Annotated in this window: 21 protein-coding genes; 7 read left to right on the top strand and 14 right to left on the bottom strand. The window is 67.7% G+C overall.

Going from position 1 to position 20990, the window contains the following annotated elements:
- Positions 1 to 388 precede the first annotated feature (388 nt).
- On the bottom strand, positions 389 to 1450 hold the full coding sequence (locus J2T47_RS13255) for an ABC transporter substrate-binding protein (protein WP_253447292.1): 1062 nt from the start codon (positions 1448 to 1450) through the stop codon (positions 389 to 391).
- Positions 1451 to 1707: 257 nt separating this feature from the next.
- Here J2T47_RS13255 and J2T47_RS13250 point away from each other — a divergent pair, with 257 nt between their 5' ends.
- From J2T47_RS13250 to J2T47_RS13240, 3 genes are all read left to right on the top strand, one after another.
- Complete coding sequence (locus J2T47_RS13250; RefSeq protein ID WP_367399505.1) at positions 1708 to 3309, top strand: ABC transporter permease; 1602 nt, start codon at positions 1708 to 1710, stop codon at positions 3307 to 3309.
- Entirely contained in the window at positions 3306 to 4133 is an 828-nt protein-coding gene (locus J2T47_RS13245) for an ABC transporter ATP-binding protein (protein WP_253447289.1), read from the top strand. Before J2T47_RS13250 ends, J2T47_RS13245 begins: the two co-directional genes overlap by 4 nt.
- A 209-nt stretch (positions 4134 to 4342) precedes the next feature.
- Positions 4343 to 5953 (top strand): arylsulfatase, encoded by a 1611-nt coding sequence (locus tag J2T47_RS13240; RefSeq protein ID WP_253447286.1) that lies wholly within the window; start codon positions 4343 to 4345, stop codon positions 5951 to 5953.
- 148 nt (positions 5954 to 6101) lie between these two features.
- On the opposite strand, the gene J2T47_RS13235 is transcribed toward J2T47_RS13240, so the two are convergent.
- Both J2T47_RS13235 and J2T47_RS13230 read right to left on the bottom strand, forming a co-directional pair.
- Positions 6102 to 6254, bottom strand: a complete 153-nt coding sequence (locus tag J2T47_RS13235) for a hypothetical protein (RefSeq protein WP_167523197.1) — start codon at positions 6252 to 6254, stop codon at positions 6102 to 6104.
- 2 nt (positions 6255 to 6256) lie between these two features.
- A complete protein-coding gene (locus J2T47_RS13230) occupies positions 6257 to 6634 on the bottom strand; it encodes a DUF3509 domain-containing protein (protein WP_253447283.1) in 378 nt (125 codons plus the stop codon).
- A gap of 415 nt (positions 6635 to 7049) precedes the next feature.
- On the opposite strand from J2T47_RS13230, the gene J2T47_RS13225 reads away from it, so the two are divergent.
- The gene (locus tag J2T47_RS13225) at positions 7050 to 7277 is read left to right on the top strand and encodes a hypothetical protein (RefSeq protein ID WP_253447280.1); all 228 of its coding nucleotides are present in this window, start codon (positions 7050 to 7052) and stop codon (positions 7275 to 7277) included.
- 61 nt (positions 7278 to 7338) lie between these two features.
- Here J2T47_RS13225 and J2T47_RS13220 read toward each other — a convergent pair whose 3' ends face one another.
- The gene (locus J2T47_RS13220; protein ID WP_192210945.1) at positions 7339 to 7656 is read right to left on the bottom strand and encodes a DUF883 family protein; all 318 of its coding nucleotides are present in this window, start codon (positions 7654 to 7656) and stop codon (positions 7339 to 7341) included.
- Positions 7657 to 8011: 355 nt separating this feature from the next.
- Here J2T47_RS13220 and J2T47_RS13215 point away from each other — a divergent pair, with 355 nt between their 5' ends.
- Positions 8012 to 8461 carry a GNAT family N-acetyltransferase gene (locus J2T47_RS13215; protein WP_253447277.1) on the top strand — a complete coding sequence of 150 codons (450 nt, stop codon included), beginning with the start codon at positions 8012 to 8014 and terminating at the stop codon, positions 8459 to 8461.
- Positions 8462 to 8634: 173 nt separating this feature from the next.
- Here J2T47_RS13215 and J2T47_RS13210 read toward each other — a convergent pair whose 3' ends face one another.
- Together J2T47_RS13210 and gstA are read right to left on the bottom strand one after the other, a co-directional pair.
- A complete protein-coding gene (locus J2T47_RS13210; protein ID WP_253447274.1) occupies positions 8635 to 9039 on the bottom strand; it encodes a hypothetical protein in 405 nt (134 codons plus the stop codon).
- 128 nt (positions 9040 to 9167) lie between these two features.
- Complete coding sequence (gene gstA, locus J2T47_RS13205) at positions 9168 to 9776, bottom strand: glutathione transferase GstA (protein WP_253447271.1); 609 nt, start codon at positions 9774 to 9776, stop codon at positions 9168 to 9170.
- 109 nt (positions 9777 to 9885) lie between these two features.
- Between gstA and J2T47_RS13200 the strand changes: the two genes are divergently transcribed.
- Complete coding sequence (locus tag J2T47_RS13200) at positions 9886 to 10209, top strand: winged helix-turn-helix transcriptional regulator (RefSeq protein ID WP_253447268.1); 324 nt, start codon at positions 9886 to 9888, stop codon at positions 10207 to 10209.
- Between the two features lie 413 nt (positions 10210 to 10622).
- Positions 10623 to 14561: a trifunctional transcriptional regulator/proline dehydrogenase/L-glutamate gamma-semialdehyde dehydrogenase gene (gene putA, locus J2T47_RS13195; protein WP_253447265.1), complete on the top strand. Its 3939-nt coding sequence runs from the start codon at positions 10623 to 10625 to the stop codon at positions 14559 to 14561.
- Positions 14562 to 14762: 201 nt separating this feature from the next.
- On the opposite strand, the gene J2T47_RS13190 is transcribed toward putA, so the two are convergent.
- From J2T47_RS13190 to J2T47_RS13155, 8 genes are read right to left on the bottom strand one after another with little or no spacing between them, the layout of a single operon-like run.
- On the bottom strand, positions 14763 to 15608 hold the full coding sequence (locus J2T47_RS13190; protein ID WP_253447262.1) for an ABC transporter ATP-binding protein: 846 nt from the start codon (positions 15606 to 15608) through the stop codon (positions 14763 to 14765).
- A 5-nt stretch (positions 15609 to 15613) separates the two neighbouring features.
- On the bottom strand, positions 15614 to 16444 hold the full coding sequence (locus J2T47_RS13185; RefSeq protein WP_253447259.1) for an ABC transporter permease: 831 nt from the start codon (positions 16442 to 16444) through the stop codon (positions 15614 to 15616).
- Complete coding sequence (locus J2T47_RS13180; RefSeq protein ID WP_253447256.1) at positions 16441 to 17208, bottom strand: hypothetical protein; 768 nt, start codon at positions 17206 to 17208, stop codon at positions 16441 to 16443. The genes J2T47_RS13185 and J2T47_RS13180 overlap by 4 nt, the downstream gene beginning before the upstream one ends.
- The gene (locus J2T47_RS13175) at positions 17196 to 17834 is read right to left on the bottom strand and encodes a cysteine hydrolase family protein (protein ID WP_367399504.1); all 639 of its coding nucleotides are present in this window, start codon (positions 17832 to 17834) and stop codon (positions 17196 to 17198) included. Before J2T47_RS13175 ends, J2T47_RS13180 begins: the two co-directional genes overlap by 13 nt.
- Positions 17831 to 18595, bottom strand: a complete 765-nt coding sequence (locus tag J2T47_RS13170) for a creatininase (RefSeq protein WP_253447254.1) — start codon at positions 18593 to 18595, stop codon at positions 17831 to 17833. The genes J2T47_RS13175 and J2T47_RS13170 overlap by 4 nt, the downstream gene beginning before the upstream one ends.
- Positions 18592 to 19467, bottom strand: a complete 876-nt coding sequence (locus J2T47_RS13165; protein ID WP_253447251.1) for a DMT family transporter — start codon at positions 19465 to 19467, stop codon at positions 18592 to 18594. Before J2T47_RS13165 ends, J2T47_RS13170 begins: the two co-directional genes overlap by 4 nt.
- Complete coding sequence (locus J2T47_RS13160; protein WP_253447248.1) at positions 19467 to 20216, bottom strand: SDR family NAD(P)-dependent oxidoreductase; 750 nt, start codon at positions 20214 to 20216, stop codon at positions 19467 to 19469. Before J2T47_RS13160 ends, J2T47_RS13165 begins: the two co-directional genes overlap by 1 nt.
- Positions 20216 to 20989, bottom strand: a complete 774-nt coding sequence (locus tag J2T47_RS13155) for an SDR family NAD(P)-dependent oxidoreductase (protein WP_253447245.1) — start codon at positions 20987 to 20989, stop codon at positions 20216 to 20218. Before J2T47_RS13155 ends, J2T47_RS13160 begins: the two co-directional genes overlap by 1 nt.
- Position 20990: the final 1 nt, after the last annotated feature.

Genomic DNA, 20990 nt, shown 5'->3' with positions numbered 1-20990 from the left:
AGATGCGAGTGTCACCCATGTGACTGAACTCGTTTGTTACCTATGTGGTTGTCTCCTACACCCCGGACATCCGGTTTTTCGCTTAGGCGAAAAATACCCTCGTTGAATCGAAGTTTCAGGGGCACGCCGCGACGGGCCATCCCTGGCCCATCGTGGCTCTCGCGACATCCATGTCGCTCAACCCCTGAAACTCCGCTTCAACGAGGCCTCCTGAACGGGGCGTTCGGAGTGCGCGGATATTCTTCTGGAAGCCTTTAGAGCTGGAGCTGGGCTCGGGTACCGAGCTTTTTGTAGGAGCGAGCTTGCTCGCGAACCGCCCAACGCCGACGTTTCCCTGTAGGAGCGGGCCATGCCCGCGAACGGCGCCGGCAGGCGCCGTTGCTACGGACTACTGAATCGCCGCCACCGGCTGCCCGGCCACCTGCCGGCTGGCTGCCTCCAGCGGAGCAGAGTTGGCCCAGTCGGCGGCCTTGAAGTCGCGGCGGATCAGGCCGTAGCTCTTCGCGGCCGTGATGGACGCGTCCAGCCGGCCAAGGAAGTCGGCGTCGAGCTTCGGCGACAGTACGTCCACCAAAGGACGGTCCTGGTACTCGCTCTTGAAGATCACCGCCGGGTAGCTGGCCTGCTTCGACACCAGCTCGATATAGGCATCGCGGTTGGCCTCGGCGCTGGCCCATTGCACGGCCTGCAGTTGCACCTTGAGCAGGCGCTCGGTGAGGTCCGGGTGGGCGTCGACGAATTCGCCGTTGCCCACCAGCAGCGCCTGCAGGGTGCCGGCGCCGCCGAGGTCGCGGGTGTTCAGCGGGATTTCCGCCAGGCCCTTGTCGCGCAGGGCGAACAGGCCGGCCAGGCCCCAGGTGGCGTCAATCTGCCTGGCCGCCAGCGCCGCGAGGGCGGCGCTGAAATCAAGGTTGATCACCTTCAGGTCCTTCTCGCTCAGGCCGGCGCTGGCCAGGGCGTTGTCGAACGAGAGCTGGCTGGCGGTGCCGCGGAAGATGCCGACGCGCTTGCCCTTGAGGTCGGCCAGGGTCTTGATCCCGGAGCCGGGCTGCACGCCCAGGTAATGGTTAACGCCACGTGCAGTGGCGGCCAGCAGGCGGCTGTCCAGCCCGCTGGACTTGCCGATGATCGCTGCCAGGTCACCCAGGTAGGCGAAGTCCACCTGGCCGTTGGCGAAGGCTTCGTTGACCACCGGACCGGCGCCCTTGAAGAAGCTCCATTTCACCTGGATGCCGTCCCTGGCGAACTCCTTCTCCAGCAGTTGGCGCGTATAGAGGATGTCCACCACGCCGCCGCCGGAGTGGTTCTGCCCGGCACTGACATCCGGTACGGCTATGCGAATTTCCTTCACCGGGCCGGCAGCCTGGGTCACCAGCGGATAGGCGCCGAGCAGGCCGGCCAGCACTGGCGCAGCGAAGAGGGACAGCAATTGAGTAGTGAGGGCCTTCATGGCGCCTGCCTCCTGCAGTGGGGGAGCGCGTGCGGCTCCGGCGAGCGCACTAAAGGCATGGGGCTTTCCATCAACAAAATAATAAAAAGTGATTTTTTAGTAATTATTCGAGCTAAGCGAGCAGCCACAGGGCTTCGCGGGCAGATGCCCGGAGGGCATAAAAAATATTCGGCGAATGCATTGGATGAGCGGCGGGGCCTTCCCTTAAATGGCCTGTGTTAGCTCATAAATGCATTGATATAACTATTTATATTCCAATGAAGAATATTACGAAGCCGTATCGCCTAGCTCTTCCCAGCTCCCGCCTGAGGCCTGCCGCCTTTGGCTGGCACGGGCTCGACCCCATCCTGCCGTGGCTGGTGCCGCTGGCCATTGCCGTGCTCTGGTGGACGGCGAGCCACCGTCACTGGATGTCCGCGCAGATCCTGCCCACCCCCGAACTGGTGCTGCAGGCCGGCCGCGAGCTGCTCGCCGGCGAGCTCTGGCAACAGTTGGGCGTGAGCCTGAAACGTCTGTTCCGGGGCCTGCTGGCCGGCATCCTCAGCGGGCTGGCACTGGGCGCCTGGCTCGGCTTCAGCCGCCGTGCCGAACGTCTGGTGCTGCCCACCTTCAGTGCCCTGGCGCAGGTTCCGACCCTGGCCTGGATTCCGCTGTTCATGCTGTTCTTCGGCATCGGCGAGCTGCTCAAGCTGGTGGTGCTGATCAAGGCCATCATCGTGCCGGTGACGCTGCACACCTTGGTCGGCGTGCGCGATGCCCAGCCGCGCCTGCGCGAGACTGCCGCCGTGCTGCGCCTGCCGCGCCGGTTACTGTTGTGGCGGCTGATCCTGCCGGCGGCGCTGCCGGCTTTCCTGACCGGCGTGCGCCTGGCACTGGCGCAGGGCTGGACCTCGTTGCTGGCCGTGGAGTTGCTGGCCTCCAGCGAAGGCCTCGGCTACCTGATGGTGCAGGCGCGCCAGCTGTTCATGCTCGACATCGTGTTCGTCTGCATCCTGGTCATCGGCCTGGTCGGGGCGGTCATGGACCGTGGCATCCAGGCGCTGGACCGGCGCCTGGTGCACTGGCCGCAACAGGCTGCCGGAGAGTTCCGCAGAAGTACGGCGGGGCAGGGTTGGCAGCGCCTGCAACCCTGGCTGCTGCCGCTGGCCCTGCTGGCGATCTGGCAGGCGGCGAGCGCATGGGAGTGGGTCGATCCGGCGATTCTCGCCAGCCCCTCGTCGGTGGCCGTCGCGCTGTGGCAAGGGCTGCTGGACAACAGCCTGACCGTCGCGCTGCTGGCCAGCCTGCAACGTACGCTCGCCGGCCTGCTGCTGGGTGGTTCGCTGGGCTTCCTGCTCGGGCTCGGCCTGGGCCTGTGGCGCCCGGCGGAGCGATTGCTCGGCCCGTCTTTCGCCGCGTTGCGGCAGGTGGCGATCTTCGCCTGGGTGCCGTTGCTCACTGCCTGGTTCGGCTTGGGTGAGCTGGCGAAAGTGGTGTTCGTCGGCCTCGCCGCGTTCTTCCCGCTGCTGCTGGCGACCCAGCGCGGCATCGCCAGCCTGCCGGCACAGCTGAGCGAGGCGGCCATCGCCCTGCGACTCTCGTCCTGGCAACGGCTGCGCCGGCTGGTGCTGCCGGGCGCCGCGCCCTCGGTGTTCGCCGGGGTACGCCTGGCGCTGATCTACGCCTGGCTCGGGACCATCGGCGCCGAATACTTCATGCCCTCGGACGGCGGCATCGGCAGCCTGATGATCGGCGCGCAACAACTCTTCCGCATGGACCTGGTCGGCGCCGGCATGTTGCTGGTCGGCCTTACCGGAGCCTTGCTGGCCGCCCTCGGCCAGCGCATCGAAGCGCGGGTGACGCGCTGGAGACACGCATGAACGCATTCGCACCCCAGGCGCTGGTGAGCTTTCGCCAGGTCGCCAAGAGTTTCCCCGTGGACGGCCACGAGTTGCAGGCCATCGAACGCTTCGACCTGGAGATCGCCGACGGCGAGTTCATCGCCATCGTCGGCGCCAGCGGCTGCGGCAAGTCCACGCTCTTGCGCCTGCTGGTGGGGCTCGACCGCGAGTTCCAGGGCGAGATCCGCATCGACGGCGCGCTCATCGATGGCATCGGCGGCGAGCGCGGCATCGTGTTCCAGGAGCATCGCCTGTTCCCCTGGCTGAGCGTCGAGCAGAACGTCGCCCTCGGTCTGGTCAACGAGCCGCTGAGCGACACCGGCAAGGCCGCACGGGTCGCCGATTACCTGCAGCTGGTGGGCCTGACGGCCTTTGCCCGCGCCTATCCGCACCAGCTTTCCGGCGGCATGGCACAGCGCGTGGCGATTGCCCGTGGCCTGGTGGCCAGCCCGCGCATCCTGCTGCTGGATGAGCCGTTCGGTGCGCTGGACGCGCTGACCCGCCAGCAGTTGCAGGAAGAGCTGCTGCGCATCCGCCAGCGCGAACGCATCACCACCGTGCTGGTGACCCACGACGTGGAGGAGGCGCTGTTCCTCGCCGACCGCGTGGTGGTGATGGCGCCGCGCCCCGGACGCATCAAGCGCATCGTCGAGGTGCCGCTGCAGCACCCGCGCGAGCGTGGCGGCTACGACTTCCTGCGCCAGCGCGAGGCGCTGTTGCACGAGCTGACGGGCGAGGGCGACTACGTCGCGCCGCAGCTCAAACGGGTGGAAGACCTGCCTTTCGAGTTCATTGCCTGCTGATCCAAAGAGCCCTCTCCCTAGCCCTCTCCCTGAAGGGAGAGGGGACTGATCGGCGCAGGCGGGCAACACGACATCAGCCGGCACGGATAGCTCCCTCTCCCTTCGGAGCGGGGCGCGCAGCCAGGGCGGGGGAGAGGGTAACCGCTGGCACCTGGTCCCAGAAAAGCACCCTTGTACCTCTTCATCTTTCCCACCTACCGAGTCCGACCATGAGCAAACGTCCCAACTTCCTCGTCATCGTCGCCGACGACCTCGGCTTCTCCGACCTCGGTGCCTTCGGCGGCGAGATCGCCACGCCGCACCTGGATGCGCTGGCCCTCGACGGCCTGCGCCTGACCGATTTCCACACGGCGCCGACCTGCTCGCCGACCCGCTCGATGCTGCTCACCGGCACCGACCACCACATCGCCGGCATCGGCACCATGGCCGAGGCGCTGACCCCGGAGCTGGAAGGCAAGCCGGGTTACGAGGGCTACCTGAACGACCGCGTGGTGGCGCTGCCCGAGCTGCTGCGCGAAGCCGGTTACCAGACGCTGATGGCCGGCAAATGGCACCTGGGCCTGAAGCTGGAGCAGGCGCCCCACGCGCGCGGCTTCGAGCGCTCGTTCTCGTTGCTGCCGGGCGCTGCCAACCACTACGGCTTCGAGCCGCCCTACGACGAGACGACGCCGCGCATCCTCAAGGGCACGCCGGCGCTGTACGTGGAGGACGACCAGTTCATCGAGGAACTGCCGGCGGACTTCTATTCCTCCGATGCCTTCGGCGACAGGCTGATCGACTACCTCAGGGAACGCGACCAGAGCCGGCCGTTCTTCGCCTACCTGCCGTTCTCTGCGCCGCACTGGCCCCTCCAGGCGCCCAAGGAGGTGGTCGACAAGTACCAGGGCCGCTACGACGCCGGCCCCGAGGCGTTGCGCCTGGAACGACTGGAACGGCTCAAGCAGCTGGGCCTCATCGACGCCGACGTGGTGGCGCATCCGGTATTGGCGATCAGCAAGGAATGGGCGCGCCTCAGCGACGACGAGAAGGCGAAATCGGCGCGGGCCATGGAGGTCTACGCGGCGATGGTCGAGCGCCTGGACTGGAACGTCGGCCGTGTCGTCGAGTACCTGCGCCAGCAGGGCGAACTGGACAACACCTTCGTCCTGTTCATGTCCGACAACGGCGCCGAGGGCGCGCTGCTGGAAGCCTTCCCGCGCTTTGGTCCGGACCTGCTGAGCTTCCTCGACCAGCACTACGACAACCGCCTGGAGAACATCGGCCGCGCCAACTCCTACATCTGGTACGGCCCGCGCTGGGCCCAGGCGGCCACGGCGCCGTCGCGGCTGTACAAGGCCTTCACCACCGAAGGCGGCATTCGGGTGCCGGCGCTGGTGCGCTACCCGGCGTTGCAGCGCCAGGGCGAGGTGAGCCATGCGTTCTCCACAGTAATGGACATCACCCCGACCATCCTCGACCTGGCCGGCGTGCGCCATCCGGGCAGGCAGTGGCACGGCCGCGAAGTGGCCGAGGTGCGTGGCAAGTCGTGGCTGGGCTGGTTGTCCGGCGAGACTGAGCAGGCCCATGACGAGAAGACCGTCACCGGCTGGGAGCTGTTCGGCATGCGCGCGATCCGCCAGGGCGACTGGAAGGCGGTGTACCTGCCAGCGCCGGTCGGCCCGGCCACCTGGCAGCTGTACGATCTGGCCAGCGATCCCGGCGAGACGAGGGACCTGGCCAAGAGCGAACCGGCGAAGCTGGAAGCCCTGATCGAGCACTACAAGCAGTACGTCAACGAGACCGGTGTGATCGAGGCGCCGCCACCGTTCCTGGCGCGCTGACAGCAAACTTTACGGTGTTCCTTCCCGTCCGGGGGACGGGGAGAGAACCGGCGGCCGCCCGACTGCTCGGACTGACGGCGGCCACCGGAATGCACTTCCCCTCGGTTTGGCTGCGCTGGCCTTCTGTCTTGTCAGCTTGCTTATCGACCTATGTGGGCCCGTCCTTGAGGCCGTCCTGGTGGGCCGCGGACAGATGGGGTTCCTGCCGGCTGTCCTCGGGCTCGATATCCACCAGTTCTTCCAGTGACTCCTCGCGGGTCACTCTGGGATCGGGGTCAGGGGTATCCACGGGCGTTTTCATGCTCACCTCGCTTGCCGGGCCTGCTTGCCGGCCAGGGCACGCAGACGTGCGCCGGCGATCACCACCTTGCGCGGCCGGTGGGTCGGGTTCACCGGGACGAAGGTCTGCAGTTCGATGCGCTTGAGGAACCAGTCGACGTTGTCCTCCTCCAGCGGCCCTTCCACGGTCATCAGGTCACGGCGGATGCGCTCCACGAGGTTGTTCAGCAGCACGGCGCTGGACTGCTCCTCTTGCTGGATGACACGGGAGATCAGGCGCTTGCCCGCGGTATTGCGCAGGCTGATCAGCAGCGTGCCGTCGGGCCTGGTGGTGAACTGTGGACGGTAGTCGCTGAACAGGTGGCTCAGGTGCTCGATGGCAGTGTCGCGGCAACTGGACATATCGATCCCTCCCGGTGGTTGGCAACAGCCACAGTGCTGGCTTGAGCCTTAAACCTCGCATCAGCCGTGCCAGGCCCGGAAAGGTTGTTTCATCCGCTTAACAGGTTGTTATTGCTTGAAATCGGGAGGGCATGCTGGCCTTTGGTCACTTGCAGGATGCAAGGTTGCACCGTCAGGGCGCTGGAAAATGCACGGCCAGACGCTTCGCCGCCTTTCCCGCGGCCTTGCCGGTCATCCTGGCGGGCCTTCCGTCCGAAACACGCACCTGAGCCGCAGGCCGCCGCGATGTCATCGGAACCTGCCAGCGCTGGCGATCCGCGTGCCGATGCCGCCGAGTCCCGGTGCCTGGGCCAATCGCCAGCATTTCCCTCGGGCGGTCGAGCGGGCAGGGTTGAGCCAGGGAGAGGAGGTGGCCATGACGCAGTTCCGACGCCTGGACGTGGAAGCGGTGCTCCACGAGGCCTATCCGCTGTTCGATTTCTCCTGCTACCGGGAAGAGGGTGGTCGCTATTCGATCCGTCTCAGCAGCCAGCTGGCGGACATGCCCTGTACCACGGTGGTCGGTATCCACGCTGACGAACTGAGCAGCGCCGGGCGCGTGCGCAGTCTTGGCCTGGAGCTGATCGACAGTTTCATCGACTAGCGCGCGTTCATCTGTCCGTGCGCGGTGACCGGCGAGCGCGCCGCCGATCACCGCCCGGGCATCAGTGCTGATGACGGCTCAGGGCACAGGCCGCCGCCAGCAGGCCCGCGGCCGTGGCCAGCACGGCAACGGTCTGCCAGGGGTGCTCTCCGGCATACTCGCCGCCCGCGCGAATGGCCCGGCGGCTGCGCTGGATCAGGTGCTCGCTGGTTTCGCGGCTGTCGTCCACCAGGTCCCGCAGCCTCGTCTTGAATGCCGGCAGTTGTTCTGCCGTCAGATCCCGGCTGCTGGCCAGCAGGGATTCGAGGTCATTCACCAGGGATTGCAGCTCCTGCACGCCACTGTTACGGGTAGAGGGGAACCATCGATAGCTGCCCATTGACTGTCTCCTTGATTGCTTCGGGTTGGAATTTGCGGGTCGGCTGCGCCTTCGGGCTTCTGTCCGCCAAGGGCGTCGGCACGCGCTGCCTCGCGCATCAGCGGAATGGCCAGACCCTTCCGAAAGAGCCCCGTGACCGCCGGTCGTTCACTGATTCGGATGAGCGGAACCTGACGGTTCGCTTCGGGCGTGCTTGAGTGCAAGGGTCGCTCGCCGGCTCTTTTTTGCCATTGTTGGAGGCTGCGCAGGTGCGACGATTGGTGGCAGTGCGCGGGGGAGCGCAGGGGTGATCGCTTGTGCGAGGATGCCGCCCGCCACGCCATGAGCACTTAAAAGAGACCGGGAGACGACTCCGATGCAGATCCGTGACTTTCGCGATGACGACATGGACCGGGTGCTGGATATCTGGCTGCGTGCTTCGCAGCAGGCCCACACCTTCATCGATACCGATTTCTGGCAGCAGCGCCTGCAGGACATGCGCGATGTCTACCTGCCTGCCGCCGCGTCGCGCGTCGTCGAGAGCGACGGCTGCGTGAGCGGCTTCTACAGCCTGCACGACGGTGCGCTGGCCGCGCTGTTCGTTGCCCCGGAATGCCAGGGCAAGGGGCTGGGCTCGCAACTGCTGAGCGACGCCAAGATTCATCTGCCGATGCTGGAACTGGCGGTCTATTCGGCCAATGCCGGCGCGGTGGCGTTCTACCAGCGCCACGGATTCGAGGTGCTGGAGGAGCGCGAGGACGAGCACACCGGACAGCCCGAAAAACGCATGGGCTGGACGGCGCGTCCGGCGGTCTGCGGATGCTGAAGAAAAGCGCTGCCAAGCTGCTGGCCATTGCCCTCGACGACAGCGCACCGTTCACCGGCATTCATGACGATGGACTGGCAGCGCTGAAACAGAAACTCGAAGGCTGAGCGCGTCCAGGAAAAAAGCCCCTTGCCCGGATGCGGGCAAGGGGCTTCGTCGTTCATGCCCGATGGCTACCAGAAGCCTCCGGCGTGCCGGCTGGACGCGTAGTCCAGGTGCAGGGCAAAGGAGCTCTGGAAGAATTCCAGCAACCGGGTGTCCAGCACCAGTTCGTTGAGCGAGGCGAGCGAGCCGATCACCTGCTGCACGTCGGCTTCGGTCTCGCCGCAGCGATTCTCGTGGCACAGGCGCTGGGTCTGCGGGTCGGCGCTGATGCGGCAGATGCACTCGGCGTCGTAGCAGGAGTTGCGGACCTTCAGGCTCAACTCCGGCAGGTCGCGGCGGCCGTCGAGCAACTCGACGCTGCATTCCAGACCGTGTTCGCGGGCGAATTCGCTGGCGCGGGCGAAGGCCGGCAGGGCCACCTCCACCAGGGCACTCTGGTAGGCATTGGCGAAACTCTCGGGGTCATCGCTCATCGAGGGTCTCCTGTGCTGATTGCACGATGCCCGGCCTGCGGGCGGCCGGGGTTGAGTGATGGACCACGGAACGCGCGGCTTTCACGATGTATCGGGTGGATTTCCGCCGAGCGGTCGGTGTCGCTCCGTCAGGCGGATTCAGCCTCCACCCGCAGTGCCTCGATGATGGCCTCCCGTGCGCCCATCGCTGCGAGGAAGCGGCGGGTCGCGGGGAAGGGCGCGAGATCGATCTTCAGGTGATCCGACCAGCCCAGCACGGTAAACAGATAGGCATCGGCGACCGTGAACCGGTCGCCAAACGCATGGCCGCTTGCGGCCAGCACCTGCTCCATGTAGCCCAGACGTTTCGCCAGTCTGCCGCGCAGCACGGACTTCGCCTCTTCCGGAATCTCGCTGCTGAACAGCGGGCTCATCGCGGCATGCAGCTCGCTGCCGATGAAGTTCAGCTGGGCCTGCAGCTGTGTGCGCGCCACGCTGCCGTTGGCGGGCGCAAGGCCTGCCTCGGGCTGCAGGTCGGCGAGGTACTGTAGAATCGCCGCGCCTTCGGTCAGCACCGTGCCGTCTTCCAGTTCCAGCGCCGCGACATAGCCTTTCGGGTTGATCCGGTAGAAGTCGCCGCCATCGGCGGTGCGCTTGGTCTGGTTGTTCACGCGCACCAGAGAGAATGGCAGGCCAAGCTCGCGCAGGACGATATGCGGGGCGAGGGAGCAGGCGTTGGGGGCGAAGTAGAGCTTCATCGGGTGGACTCGGGCCGGAAATGGGCGGCCAGTATTCCCGAGCCCGATGCGGCGCGTAAGAACGCACTTTTTTGTGCGCTGGGCACAAAAAGGTTACCGGGAAGGATGGATGAAGAAGAACGTTTCGGGCTGCTCGGTCGAGGAAGCCATGCGGATGATCGGCGGTCGCTGGCGGCTGCTGCTGGTGTCGTACCTGCTCGATGGCAGCAAGCGCTTCAACGAGTTGCGCCGTGACATGCCGGGGATTTCCCAGCGGGTACTGACCGCCGAGCTGCGAGCGCTGGAAGAGGCGAGGCTGGTGATTCGCACCGTGTACCCTGAGGTCCCGCCGCGCGTGGAGTACTGCCTGAGCGATGACGGCGACCGGCTGCGACCGGTGGTGGGCGTGGTGAAAACTTTCGGCCTCTGGCTCAAGGCCCGTTCGGAGGGGTAGGACGGGCGCCCGGCTTATGCCCCAGAGGGTACCCATGGGGCGCGCCTGAAGGCGCGATGCGTCATTGCCGGGGCGGTGGCGCCGCTGGCAGCGCCGGCCCTGCCGGCGGATCGCGAGCATGGCTCGCTCCTACAGGTTGTTTCTCTGCAAATCTCGGGTTGCACCTTTTCCAGCTCTGGCACGAACACTGCTTTCTTCCTGCCGTCCGGTCGACCCTTGCGGCTTGCAGCCGGGCGAGCCCGTGGCCGTGCTCCGTTTGGTAGCGCCGTGTGTGGGAAATGTCACCGGTTGCACCGGCATCGCGCGTACGACCAAAGGCTTGTTTTTATTGGGTTGCACCTGGTTGCACCTTGTGATTCGGCGGTATAACCTTGCGCCGTTTTCAGGCACACCTTCTAACAACAGGAAGCCCCATGGCCACCACCACCCTTGGCGTGAAGCTCGACGACGCCACCCGCGAGCGCCTCAAGCTGGCTGCCCAGCAACTCGACCGTACCCCGCACTGGCTGATCAAGCAGGCCATCTTCTCCTACCTGGAGCAGGTGGAAGGCGGGTTGACCCCGGCCGAGCAGTCCGGTCTGGCCGCGGCAGCGGGCGAGGAGTCGCTGGATTCGCTGAACGAACAAGGGCTGCAGGTCTTCCTCGATTTCGCCGAAAGCATCCTGCCGCAGTCCGTGCTGCGCGCGGCCATCACCGCCGCCTACCGTCGCCCGGAAACCGAAGCGCTGCCGATGCTGCTCGACCTGGCCCGGCTGCCGAAAGAGCAGGCCGGCGCCGCCAGCAAGATGGCCCTGGGCATCGCCGAGAAGCTGCGCAACCAGAAGAACGCCGGTGGCCGCCAGGGCCTGGTGCAGGGTCTGCTGCAGGAGTTCTCGCTATCGTCCCAGGAAGGTGTGGCGCTGATGTGCCTGGCCGAGGCGCTGCTGCGCATCCCGGACAAGGCCACCCGTGACGCGCTGATCCGCGACAAGATCAGCAATGGCAACTGGAGCCAGCACCTGGGCCAGAGCCCGTCGATGTTCGTCAACGCCGCTTCCTGGGGCCTGCTGATCACAGGCAAGCTGGTGTCGACCCACACCGAGGCCGGCATGTCGTCGTCGCTCAACCGCATCATCGGCAAGTCCGGCGAGCCGCTGATCCGCAAGGGCGTGGACATGGCCATGCGCCTGATGGGCGAGCAGTTCGTCACCGGCGAGACCATCGCCGAGGCCCTGGCCAATGCGGCCAACATGGAATCCCGCGGCTTCCGCTACTCCTACGACATGCTCGGCGAAGCCGCGCTGACCGATGAGGACGCCAAGCGCTACCTGGCGTCCTACGAGCAGGCCATCCATGCCATCGGCAAGGCCTCCCACGGCCGTGGCATCTACGAAGGCCCGGGCATCTCGATCAAGCTCTCCGCCCTGCACCCGCGCTACAGCCGCGCCCAGTACGACCGCGTGATGGACGAGCTGTACCCGATCGTGCTCGGCCTGGTGAAGATGGCTCGCGACTACGACATCGGCATCAACATCGACGCCGAGGAAGCCGACCGCCTGGAAATCTCCCTCGACCTGCTCGAGCGCCTGTGCTTCGAGCCGTCGCTGGCCGGCTGGAACGGTATCGGCTTCGTCATCCAGGCCTACCAGAAGCGCTGCCCGTACGTGATCGACTACGTGATCGACCTGGCCAAGCGCAGCCGCCACCGCCTGATGATCCGCCTGGTGAAGGGCGCCTACTGGGACAGCGAGATCAAGCTGGCCCAGGTCAACGGCCTGGAAGGCTACCCGGTCTACACCCGCAAGCCGTACACCGACGTGTCGTACCTGGCCTGCGCGCGCAAGCTGCTGGCCGTACCGGAATCCATCTACCCGCAGTTCGCCACCCACAACGCCCATTCGCTGTCGGCCATCTACCAGCTGGCCGGGCAGAACTACTACCCGGGCCAGTACGAGTTCCAGTGCCTGCACGGCATGGGCGAGCCGCTCTACGAGCAGGTGGTGGGCAAGGTCGCCGACGGCAAGTTCAACCGTCCGTGCCGCATCTACGCGCCGGTGGGCAGCCATGAAACCCTGCTGGCGTACCTGGTTCGCCGCCTGCTGGAAAACGGCGCCAATACCTCCTTCGTCAACCGCATCGCCGACCACAGCATTTCGCTGCCGGACCTGGTGCTGGACCCGGTGCTGCAGGTCGAGCAGATGGCCGCGCAGGAAGGCACCCTGGGCCTGCCGCACCCGCGCATCCCGCTGCCGCGCGACCTCTATGGCGACGCCCGGCTGAATTCCGCCGGCATCGACCTGGCCAACGAACACCGCCTGGGTTCGCTGTCCTCGGCGCTGCTGTCGAGCACCAACCACGCCTACGTCGCCGAGCCGATGCTGGGCCTGGCCGATGCCGCGCCGGGCGAGCCGCAGCCGGTACGCAACCCGGCCGACCTGCGCGACGTGGTCGGTCATGTGCGTGAGGCCAGCGAAGCCGACGTGAACAACGCCATCCTCGGCGCGCTGTCCAGCGCGCAGATCTGGCAATCCACCCAGCCGGCCGAGCGCGGCGCCATCCTGCAGCGCGCCGCCGACCTGATGGAAGCCGAGATCCAGTCGCTGATGGGCGTGCTGGTGCGCGAGTCGGGCAAGACCTTCGCCAACGCCATCGCCGAAGTGCGCGAGGCGGTGGACTTCCTGCGCTACTACGGCGCCCAGGCCAGCACCCACTTCGCCAACGACAGCCACCGCCCGCTGGGCCCGGTGGTCTGCATCAGCCCGTGGAACTTCCCGCTGGCGATCTTCAGCGGCCAGGTGGCTGCCGCACTGGCCGCCGGCAATACCGTGCTGGCCAAGCCCGCCGAACAGACTCCGCTGATCGCCGCACAGGCCGTGCGCATCCTGCTGGAAGCCGGCGTTCCCGCTGGCGCCGTGCAGCTGCTGCCGGGCCGTGGTGAAACCGTCGGTGCCCGCCTGGTGGGCGATGAGCGCGTGCGTGGCGTGATGTTCACCGGCTCCACCGAAGTGGCCGGCATCCTCCAGCGCAACATCGCCGGCCGCCTCGACGCCCAGGGCCGCACCATCCCGCTGATCGCCGAAACCGGCGGCCTCAACGCGATGATCGTCGACTCCTCGGCGCTGGCCGAGCAGGTGGTGGTCGACGTGGTCAACTCCGCCTTCGACAGCGCCGGCCAGCGCTGCTCCGCGTTGCGCGTGCTGTGCGTGCAGGAAGACGCCGCCGACCGCGTGGTGCAGATGCTCAAGGGCGCCATGGCCGAGTACCGTGTCGGCGCGCCGGAGCGCCTGCACACCGACATCGGTCCGGTGATCGACGAGGAAGCCAAGGACAACATCGACAAGCACATCCAGACCCTGCGCGACAAAGGCCGCAAGGTGTTCCAGAGCGCCCGCGTGGACGCCGAGGAAATCAAGCGCGGCACCTTCGTCGTGCCGACCCTGATCGAGCTGGACAGCTTCAGCGAGCTCAAGCGCGAAATCTTCGGCCCGGTGCTGCACGTGGTGCGCTACCAGCGCGCCCACCTCGGCCAACTGCTCGCGCAGATCAACGAATCCGGCTACGGCCTGACCCTGGGCGTGCACACCCGCATCGACGAGACCATCGCCCAGGTCGTCGGCACCGCCCATGTCGGCAACCTCTACGTCAACCGCAACGTGGTTGGCGCGGTGGTCGGCGTGCAGCCCTTCGGTGGTGAAGGCCTGTCCGGCACCGGTCCGAAGGCCGGCGGCCCGCTGTACCTGTACCGCCTGCTGTCGACCCGTCCGCAGGATGCGGTGGCCAGCCAGCTCAAGGGCGACGGCGCCCAGGCGCTGCCGCGTCCGAAGGACGCCCAGCAGGCCGTGGACGCCCTGGCCAAGTGGGCAGGGCAGAAGGACGCCGCCCTGGCCAGCCTGCTCGGCGGCTACGGCGAACTGGCGCAGAGCTACACCCAGCAGGTCCTCACCGGTCCGACCGGCGAGCGCAACACCTACACCCTGCTGCCGCGCGAGCACGTGCTGTGCCTGGCGGAAGAGCGCGCCGACCTGCTGGCCCAGATCGCTGCCGTGCTCAGCGTCGGCAGCCGCCCGCTGGTGGCCGAGTCCAATGCCGCCGTGGTCAGGGAACTGCCGAAGGAAGTCGCCCAGCGCATCGAGCTGGTGGCTGACTGGAGCGCGACCGACAAGGTGTTCGATGCCATCCTGCACCACGGCGATTCCGACCAGCTGCGTGCGGTCTGCGAGCAGGCGAGCCAGCGCAAGGGTGCCATCGTCGGCGTCACCGGGCTGAACCGTGGGGAAACCGACATCCCGCTGGAACGCCTGCTGATCGAGCGTGCCCTGAGCGTCAACACCGCCGCTGCCGGCGGCAACGCCAGCCTGATGACCATCGGCTGACGACGGTGCCGGAAGCGCCTGACCGGGCGCTTCCGGCCAGTTTTACGGCTGCTTTTGCGGCCACCCGGCCCGCCAGCCTTCGGGCGGAGCTACCCGCTCCCGGCAGGCCGTTTCCCTCGCGCTTCCTGCGCAATCCGTCTCGGGCAGCAGGCCCGGTACAACGGCGGGGCTATCCGCTCCGCCGCTTCCCTTTTCTCTGGTTCAGACTGGCGCCGCGGTGCGGGTCAACTGCTCCAGCAGTTCCAGGTCGGTGCTCATGCCCGAGGTCTCGCGGATGCGCGCGAGGATCTCCTTCTTCAGGGCGATGAATTCCGGGGCCATCTTCATGTCCTGGTTGCGCTCCGCTGGCAGCGGCACTTCGTACACGCTGTCGATACGGCCGGGGCGCGGCGCCATCAGCACCACGCGGCCACCGAGGTAGATCGCCTCGTCGACGTCGTGGGTGACGAACAGGATGGTGCTGTTCTCCAGGCGATGCACGTGGCGGATCAAGTCGTGCATCACTTCGCGGGTCTGTGCGTCCAGGGCGCCGAAGGGCTCGTCCATCAGCAGGATCTGCGGCTTGGGCATCAGCGCGCGGGCGATCGCCACCCGCTGCTGCATGCCGCCGGAAAGCTGGCTGGGGTAGGCCTGGGCGAAGGCCGACAGGCCCATCAGGTTGAGCAGTGCATCGGCGCGGCCACTGGCGACTTCCACGTCGGCATCGCCACGCACGGTCTCGGACACCACCTTGAGCCGGCGGCAGAACTTGATGTTCTCCATCACCCGCAGCCAGGGGTAGAGGCTGTAGTGCTGGAAGACCATGGCGCGGTCGATGCCGGGGCCGTCCACGGCGCGGCCATCGACGAGGATTTCGCCGCCGCTGTGGCGCTCCAGCCCGCCGATGCTGCGCAGCAGGGTGGACTTGCCGCAGCCCGAGGCGCCGACGAAGGTGACGAACTCGTTGGCGCGAATCTCCAGGTTCACGTCCTGCAGCGCCTGCACGTGCCGGCCCTGGCTGCTGAAGACCTTGTCGACGTGGCGAATGGCGATCTTGTTCTGGCTCATCAGGCTTACCTCTTCATCCAGGGGAAGGCGACCCGGCCGAGCCAGCGGAACGCCTGGTCGGTGAGCAGGCCGATGACGCCGATCAGCAGGATGCCCGCGAAGATCTTGTCGGTCTGCATGTAGCGCTGGGCGCGCAGGATGGCGTAGCCCAGGCCGGAGTTGGCCGCGACCAGTTCGGCCACCACCAGGTAGGTCCAGGCCCAGCCGCAGGTGATGCGCAGGGTGTCGAGCAGCGCCGGGCGAGCGGAGGGCAGCACCACCAGGCGGATGGTCTCGGCGCGGCTGGCGCCCATGGTCTGCGCCGCCTCGATCTGCGCCAGGGGCACGCGGCGCACGTCCTCGGCGACCATCAGCACCATCTGGAAGAAGGTACCGATGAAGATGATCAGCACCTTGGAGCCTTCGTCGATGCCGACCCAGAGCATCACCAGCGGGATGAAGGCCACCGCCGGCATGTAGCGGATGAAGTCGGTGAGCGGCTCGAGGAAGGCCTGAACCGGGCGGTAGGTGCCGATGTACAGGCCCAGCGGCAGGGCGATCAGCGCCGAGGCGAGGAAGCCGGCCATGACCCGGTAGATGCTGATGGCGATGTCGCCGAGCAGGCCTTCGTCGCTCCACCAGTGGCCGATGCGCTTGAGCACGGCGTCCGGGCCGGGGAAGAACATCGGGTTGGCCAGCCCGGCGGCGCTGTAGGCCCACCAGAGCAGCAGGGGCAGCAGCAGGCCGGCGGCGGCCAGGGTCCAGATGGCGCTGCGCGGCAGCTCGCCACGAATCACCCACCAGCGCTGGCGGGCCGGTTGCGCCGTAGGGCGGGGCAAAGGCTGGTGGGCGGTCATGGCGTCGCCTCCTTGTCGGGGAACAGGGGCTGCTCGCAGGGCTGCCAGCCGCCACTGGGCGTTGTGGCGCCCAGGCTGTCGAGCCAGCCGGCGTCGCGCAGCAGTTCGGGGTGGTCGGGATCGGCTTCGGCGGGCAGCAGACGCGCACCGATGCGCGCCGGCAGGGTGCTCAGCTCGATGCGCCAGGGCGTCACGCCATCCTGGTGGCGGCCGAAGCTCAGCTCGAAATCCAGCAACTCGGGGTTGCCGCTATCGACCAGCGCGGCCAGCGAAGGCGCGCAGGGCAGCGGCAGGCGCCGCCCGGCGGCGAACAGGAAACAGTCGCCGGCCAGCAGCAGGCAGCCCTGGCGGCCGTCCGCGCCGAGCAGCCAGGTGCCACGGTTGCGCCCGATCGACTCGGGCAGGCGCTCCCAGACTTCGTGATAGCTGCCGTCCAGGCCGTCTTCCAGCACCTTTTCGCTGTTCACGAAATGCATGCGGCCGATGTCCTCGCCACCGTTGGGCGGCTGGAAGTCGATCGCCCGGTGCCACTGGCAGATGTCGCCGGTGATCTCGGTGAGGCCGGCGAAACCGGCCTGAGTGGCCAGTGCTTCCGGCATTTCGGGGGCCGGCAGCGGAATGCGCAGGTCGGCGAACAGGCGCTCGGTCTGCAGCCAGTAGACGCGGGTGCTGGTGTCGTGCGTCCCGCCGGTAGTGGTCAGCAGGGTGCGCTGCCAGACGCCCAGGTAGGCGGGCGGTACTGCGGGGATGTTCAGGCCAGGCATGCGTTTTCCTCCCATTCGGCGAGCACGGAGTGGCTGTCCTGCACGCGGCCGAACAGCCCACCTTCCACCTCGACCATGGCCAGGGCAGCGGCGTGCAGCTCGGCACTCGGCGAGCCGCAGGCATCGCTCACCAGCGTACAGGCGTAGCCCAGCTCCACCGCCGCACGCAGGGTGGAGGACACACAGACTTCGGTCGTCACGCCGCAGAGCACCAGGTGGCCGATGCCTCGCCGACGCAGCAGCAGGTCCAGGTCGGTGTAAGCGAAGGCGCTGTAGCCGGGTTTGTCGATCACCGGTTCGTCGGCGAGCGGGCGCAGTTCGTCGATCAGGTCGTGGCCATACTCGCCGCGCACCAGCAGGCGCCCCAGCGGGCCGCGTGCGCCGATGGGCGCGCCGGCCTGTTCGGCGCGGCGGCGCTTGCTCTCGTGCAGGTCGGTGAGATCGGGGCGGTGCCCTTCGCGGGTGTGTAGCACCAGCAGGCCGAGGGCGCGGGCACTGTCCAGCAGGCGCGAAATGGCCGGGATCGGCGCGCGCAAGCGGCTGATTTCCAGCCCGGCCTGATCGGAGTAGCCGCCTGGGGCGCAGAAGTCACGCTGCATGTCGATGATGATCAGGGCGACGCTCACAGCTGGAACTCCTTGCGTACCGCGCCGGCGATGCCGTTGACGATGTCCTTCGCCATGCGCAGGCCCTTGTCCGCGCTGGAACCGCGCGCCGAGGACAGCACGCCCGACGGCGGCACCCACTCGGTGCGGCTGGGGTACATGTCGTAGGGCGGGAAGTCGGCCGGGTCGTCGTCGGGGATCAGGTCCAGGCGTACCAGATTGGGCAGGTAGTGCAGCATCAGCGAAGTCTCGATCACGGCCGCGTGCTCCAGGGCGAAGCCGGGGAAGCCGTCGGGGAATACGTCGTTCAGCGTCGCCTCGCTGCAGAAGTCCCAGTGCTCCAGGCGCATCACTTCCAGCGGGCTGGAAGGCCCGAGCTCACGCAGGGCGAGCTGGATGCCCTCGGTGACGAACCACTGGTTCTCGTAGTGCCCGTCCACCAGCACCAGACGGGTGACGCCGTGGCGGGCGAACTCGCGCACGGCATCGCGCACCAGGGCGATCAGGGTTTGCCCGTCGAGGCTGGTGGTGCCGCAGAAGTGCTGGCCGCCGCCGCACTTGGGCTGCGACTTGTAGCCGTAGGAGAGGGCGGGCGCCACCAGACCGTCGACCTGGCGGGCCACGTCCTCGCACAGTGCGCTGGCCAGCAGCGCATCGGTGCCCAGCGGCAGGTGCGGCCCGTGCTGCTCGGTGGCGCCGCAGGGCAGGAAGACCACGGGGGATTGCTCGCGCACCCGGCGCGCGTATTCGACCCAGCTGAGCTGGTCCATGCGGACAGTCATGTTTCGGCCTCGCAGAGAGTGGGGGAAAGGTCAGGAGCAGGACGTGCGGCGATCAGCGCCGCCGCCAGAACCAGGGAGCCGCCGAGCCATTCGCGCAGGCCCAGCTCGCGGTCGCCGAACCACGCTGCGGTGAGCACGGCGACCAGCAGTTCGATCACCACCAGCACCGCGGCACGGCTCGCCTCGACGTGGCTGAAGCCGTATTGCGCCGCGCCCATGGCCGCGAGCCAGAACAGCCCGAAGCCGGCCAGCTGCAGCCACTGGTGGGCGTCGACGACTGGCAGCGGCGTGCCTTGCAGCAGGCAGAACAGGCCGCCCAGCGCGGCGCTGCCGATGAAGCCGACCACCGCCTTGCTCGCCAGCGGTACCTGTTCGGCAGCGCGGGTGGCGAGGTTGTTGAGGGCGAAGGCGAAGCCGGCGGAGAGCGCCAACCAGTCGCTGGCGGCCAGCGGGCGGAAGGTGTCGTGGCTGATGCCGAGGGTCAGGGCAATGCCGAGCATGGCCAGCGCCAGGGCGCCGAGCCGTGCAGGCGTCAGGCGTTCGCCGAACAGCAGGCGGCCGCCGAGCAGGCCCCAGACCGGCGCCAGGTAGAACAGCAGCATGGCGCGTACCACGTCGCCTTCGGACAGCGCCGCCACCAGCCCGGCCGTGGCCCAGCCGCCGAATACGCCGATGGCCAGCAGGGCGCCGCGCTGCGCTCGCCATTGCCGGCGCTGGCTCAGTACCAGCGGCACGGCCAGTACGCAGAGCAGGCCATAGGTGCAGAGCACCAGCGGCATGCCGGCAAGACCCTGGCCGGCGAAGTGCGCCAGGGGCATCCAGCCCAGGCCCCAGATGGCGGCGCCCAGCAGCAGGACGATTTCCGCGCGCATCAGGCGCCCATCCAGGCGCCGCCGTTGGCGCCGAGTATCTGCCCGTGGAAGAAGCTCGCGCCGGGCGAAACGAGGAACAGCAACGCCGCGGCGATCTCTTCGGGCTGGCCGAGGCGCCCGGCGGGGATGGCGGTTTCCCGGGCGATCATCGCCGCGCTCATGTGCTCCAGCGAAACCATCGGCGTCTCCACCGGGCCCGGCGCCACACCATTGATGCGGATGTGCGGGGCGAACTCCCGCGCCAGCGCCTTGGTCAGGCCGATCACCCCGGCCTTGGCGGCGCAGTACGCGGCGTAGCGCTCGCGGCCGAGCTGGCCCAGCTCCGAGGCGATGTTGACGATGCTGCCGCTGCCGCGCGCCTGCATGTGCGTCAGGGCATGCCGGCAGCAGCGGTAGACGCCATGCATGTCGACACCGAGCAGGTGCGCCCAGTCGTCTTCGCTGGTGTCGAGGAAGGGCTTTTCCAGGATGATCCCGGCGTTGTTCACCAGGATGTCCAGCTCGCCTTCGGCGAGCACGCGGGCAAACATCTCGGCAACCTGTTCCGGCACCGCGACATCGGCCTGCACGGCATAGGCGCGGCCGCCAGCGGCGGTAATGCGCGCGACCAGCGCAGTGGCGGCCTGGGGTTGGTCGAGGTGGTTGATCCACACCTGCGCGCCGGCCTCCGCCAGCGCCAGGGCGATGGCCCGGCCGATGCCCTGGGTGGCGCCGGTGACCAGTGCGGTCTGTCCTGCGAGCGCTTTCATCAGTGCATCACCTCGCCATGGCTGACCGACAGCGCCTGGCCGGTGAGGGCGCTGGCCAGCGGGCTGCCGAGGAACAGGAAGGTGCCGGCGAGATCGGCCGGCGTGAGCAGTTCCGGCACCGCCTGGGCGCTCAGAATCTGCGCCAGCTCCTGGTCCTCGCTGCGGCCACTGGCCTCGGCCATCACCCGCAGCGAGCGCATGGCGGCTTCGGTGGCGATCCAGCCGGGGCAAACCGCGTTGACGCGGATGCGCCTTGGCCCCAGCTCCCAGGCCAGCGAGCGGGTCAGGCCGATCACCGCGTGCTTGCTGGCGACGTAGGCGGAGAAACCCGGCACGCCCTTGAGCCCCCAGATCGAGGCCTGGTTGATCACGCAGCTGCAGGCTTGCAGTTGCGGCAACAGGGCGCGGGTCAGCCGCAGCATCGTGGCGACGTTGTTGTCCAGCAGCGCCTGCCAGCGCTGGTCGGTTTCGGCGTTGCCGCCTTCCAGCGGCGTGGCGTATTCGACGCCGGCGTTGTTGATCAGCACGTCGAGCGCCGCGCCCTGGCGGCTGTCGGCAAAGGCGGCGATGGCAGCGCTGTCGCCTAGGTCGAGGCTGGCAGTGCGCAGGTCGCACAGCGGCGCCAGCTCGGCCGCCACCTGTTGCAGCGCCTCGGCGTTGCGGTCGAGCAGCTCCAGCGTCGCGCCCTGTTCGGCGAACGCCCGCGCCAGGCCCTTGCCGATGCCGCTGGCGGCACCGGTGATGAGGACGCGCTTGTCCCGGTAGTTGATCATG

The sequence above is a fragment of the Pseudomonas nitroreducens genome (genome assembly GCF_024170165.1).
GTDB classification, from domain to species: Bacteria; Pseudomonadota; Gammaproteobacteria; order Pseudomonadales; family Pseudomonadaceae; genus Pseudomonas; species Pseudomonas nitroreducens_C.
Note: the sequence above shows the minus strand (reverse complement) of the source record. Positions and strands in the feature narration are given on the sequence as shown.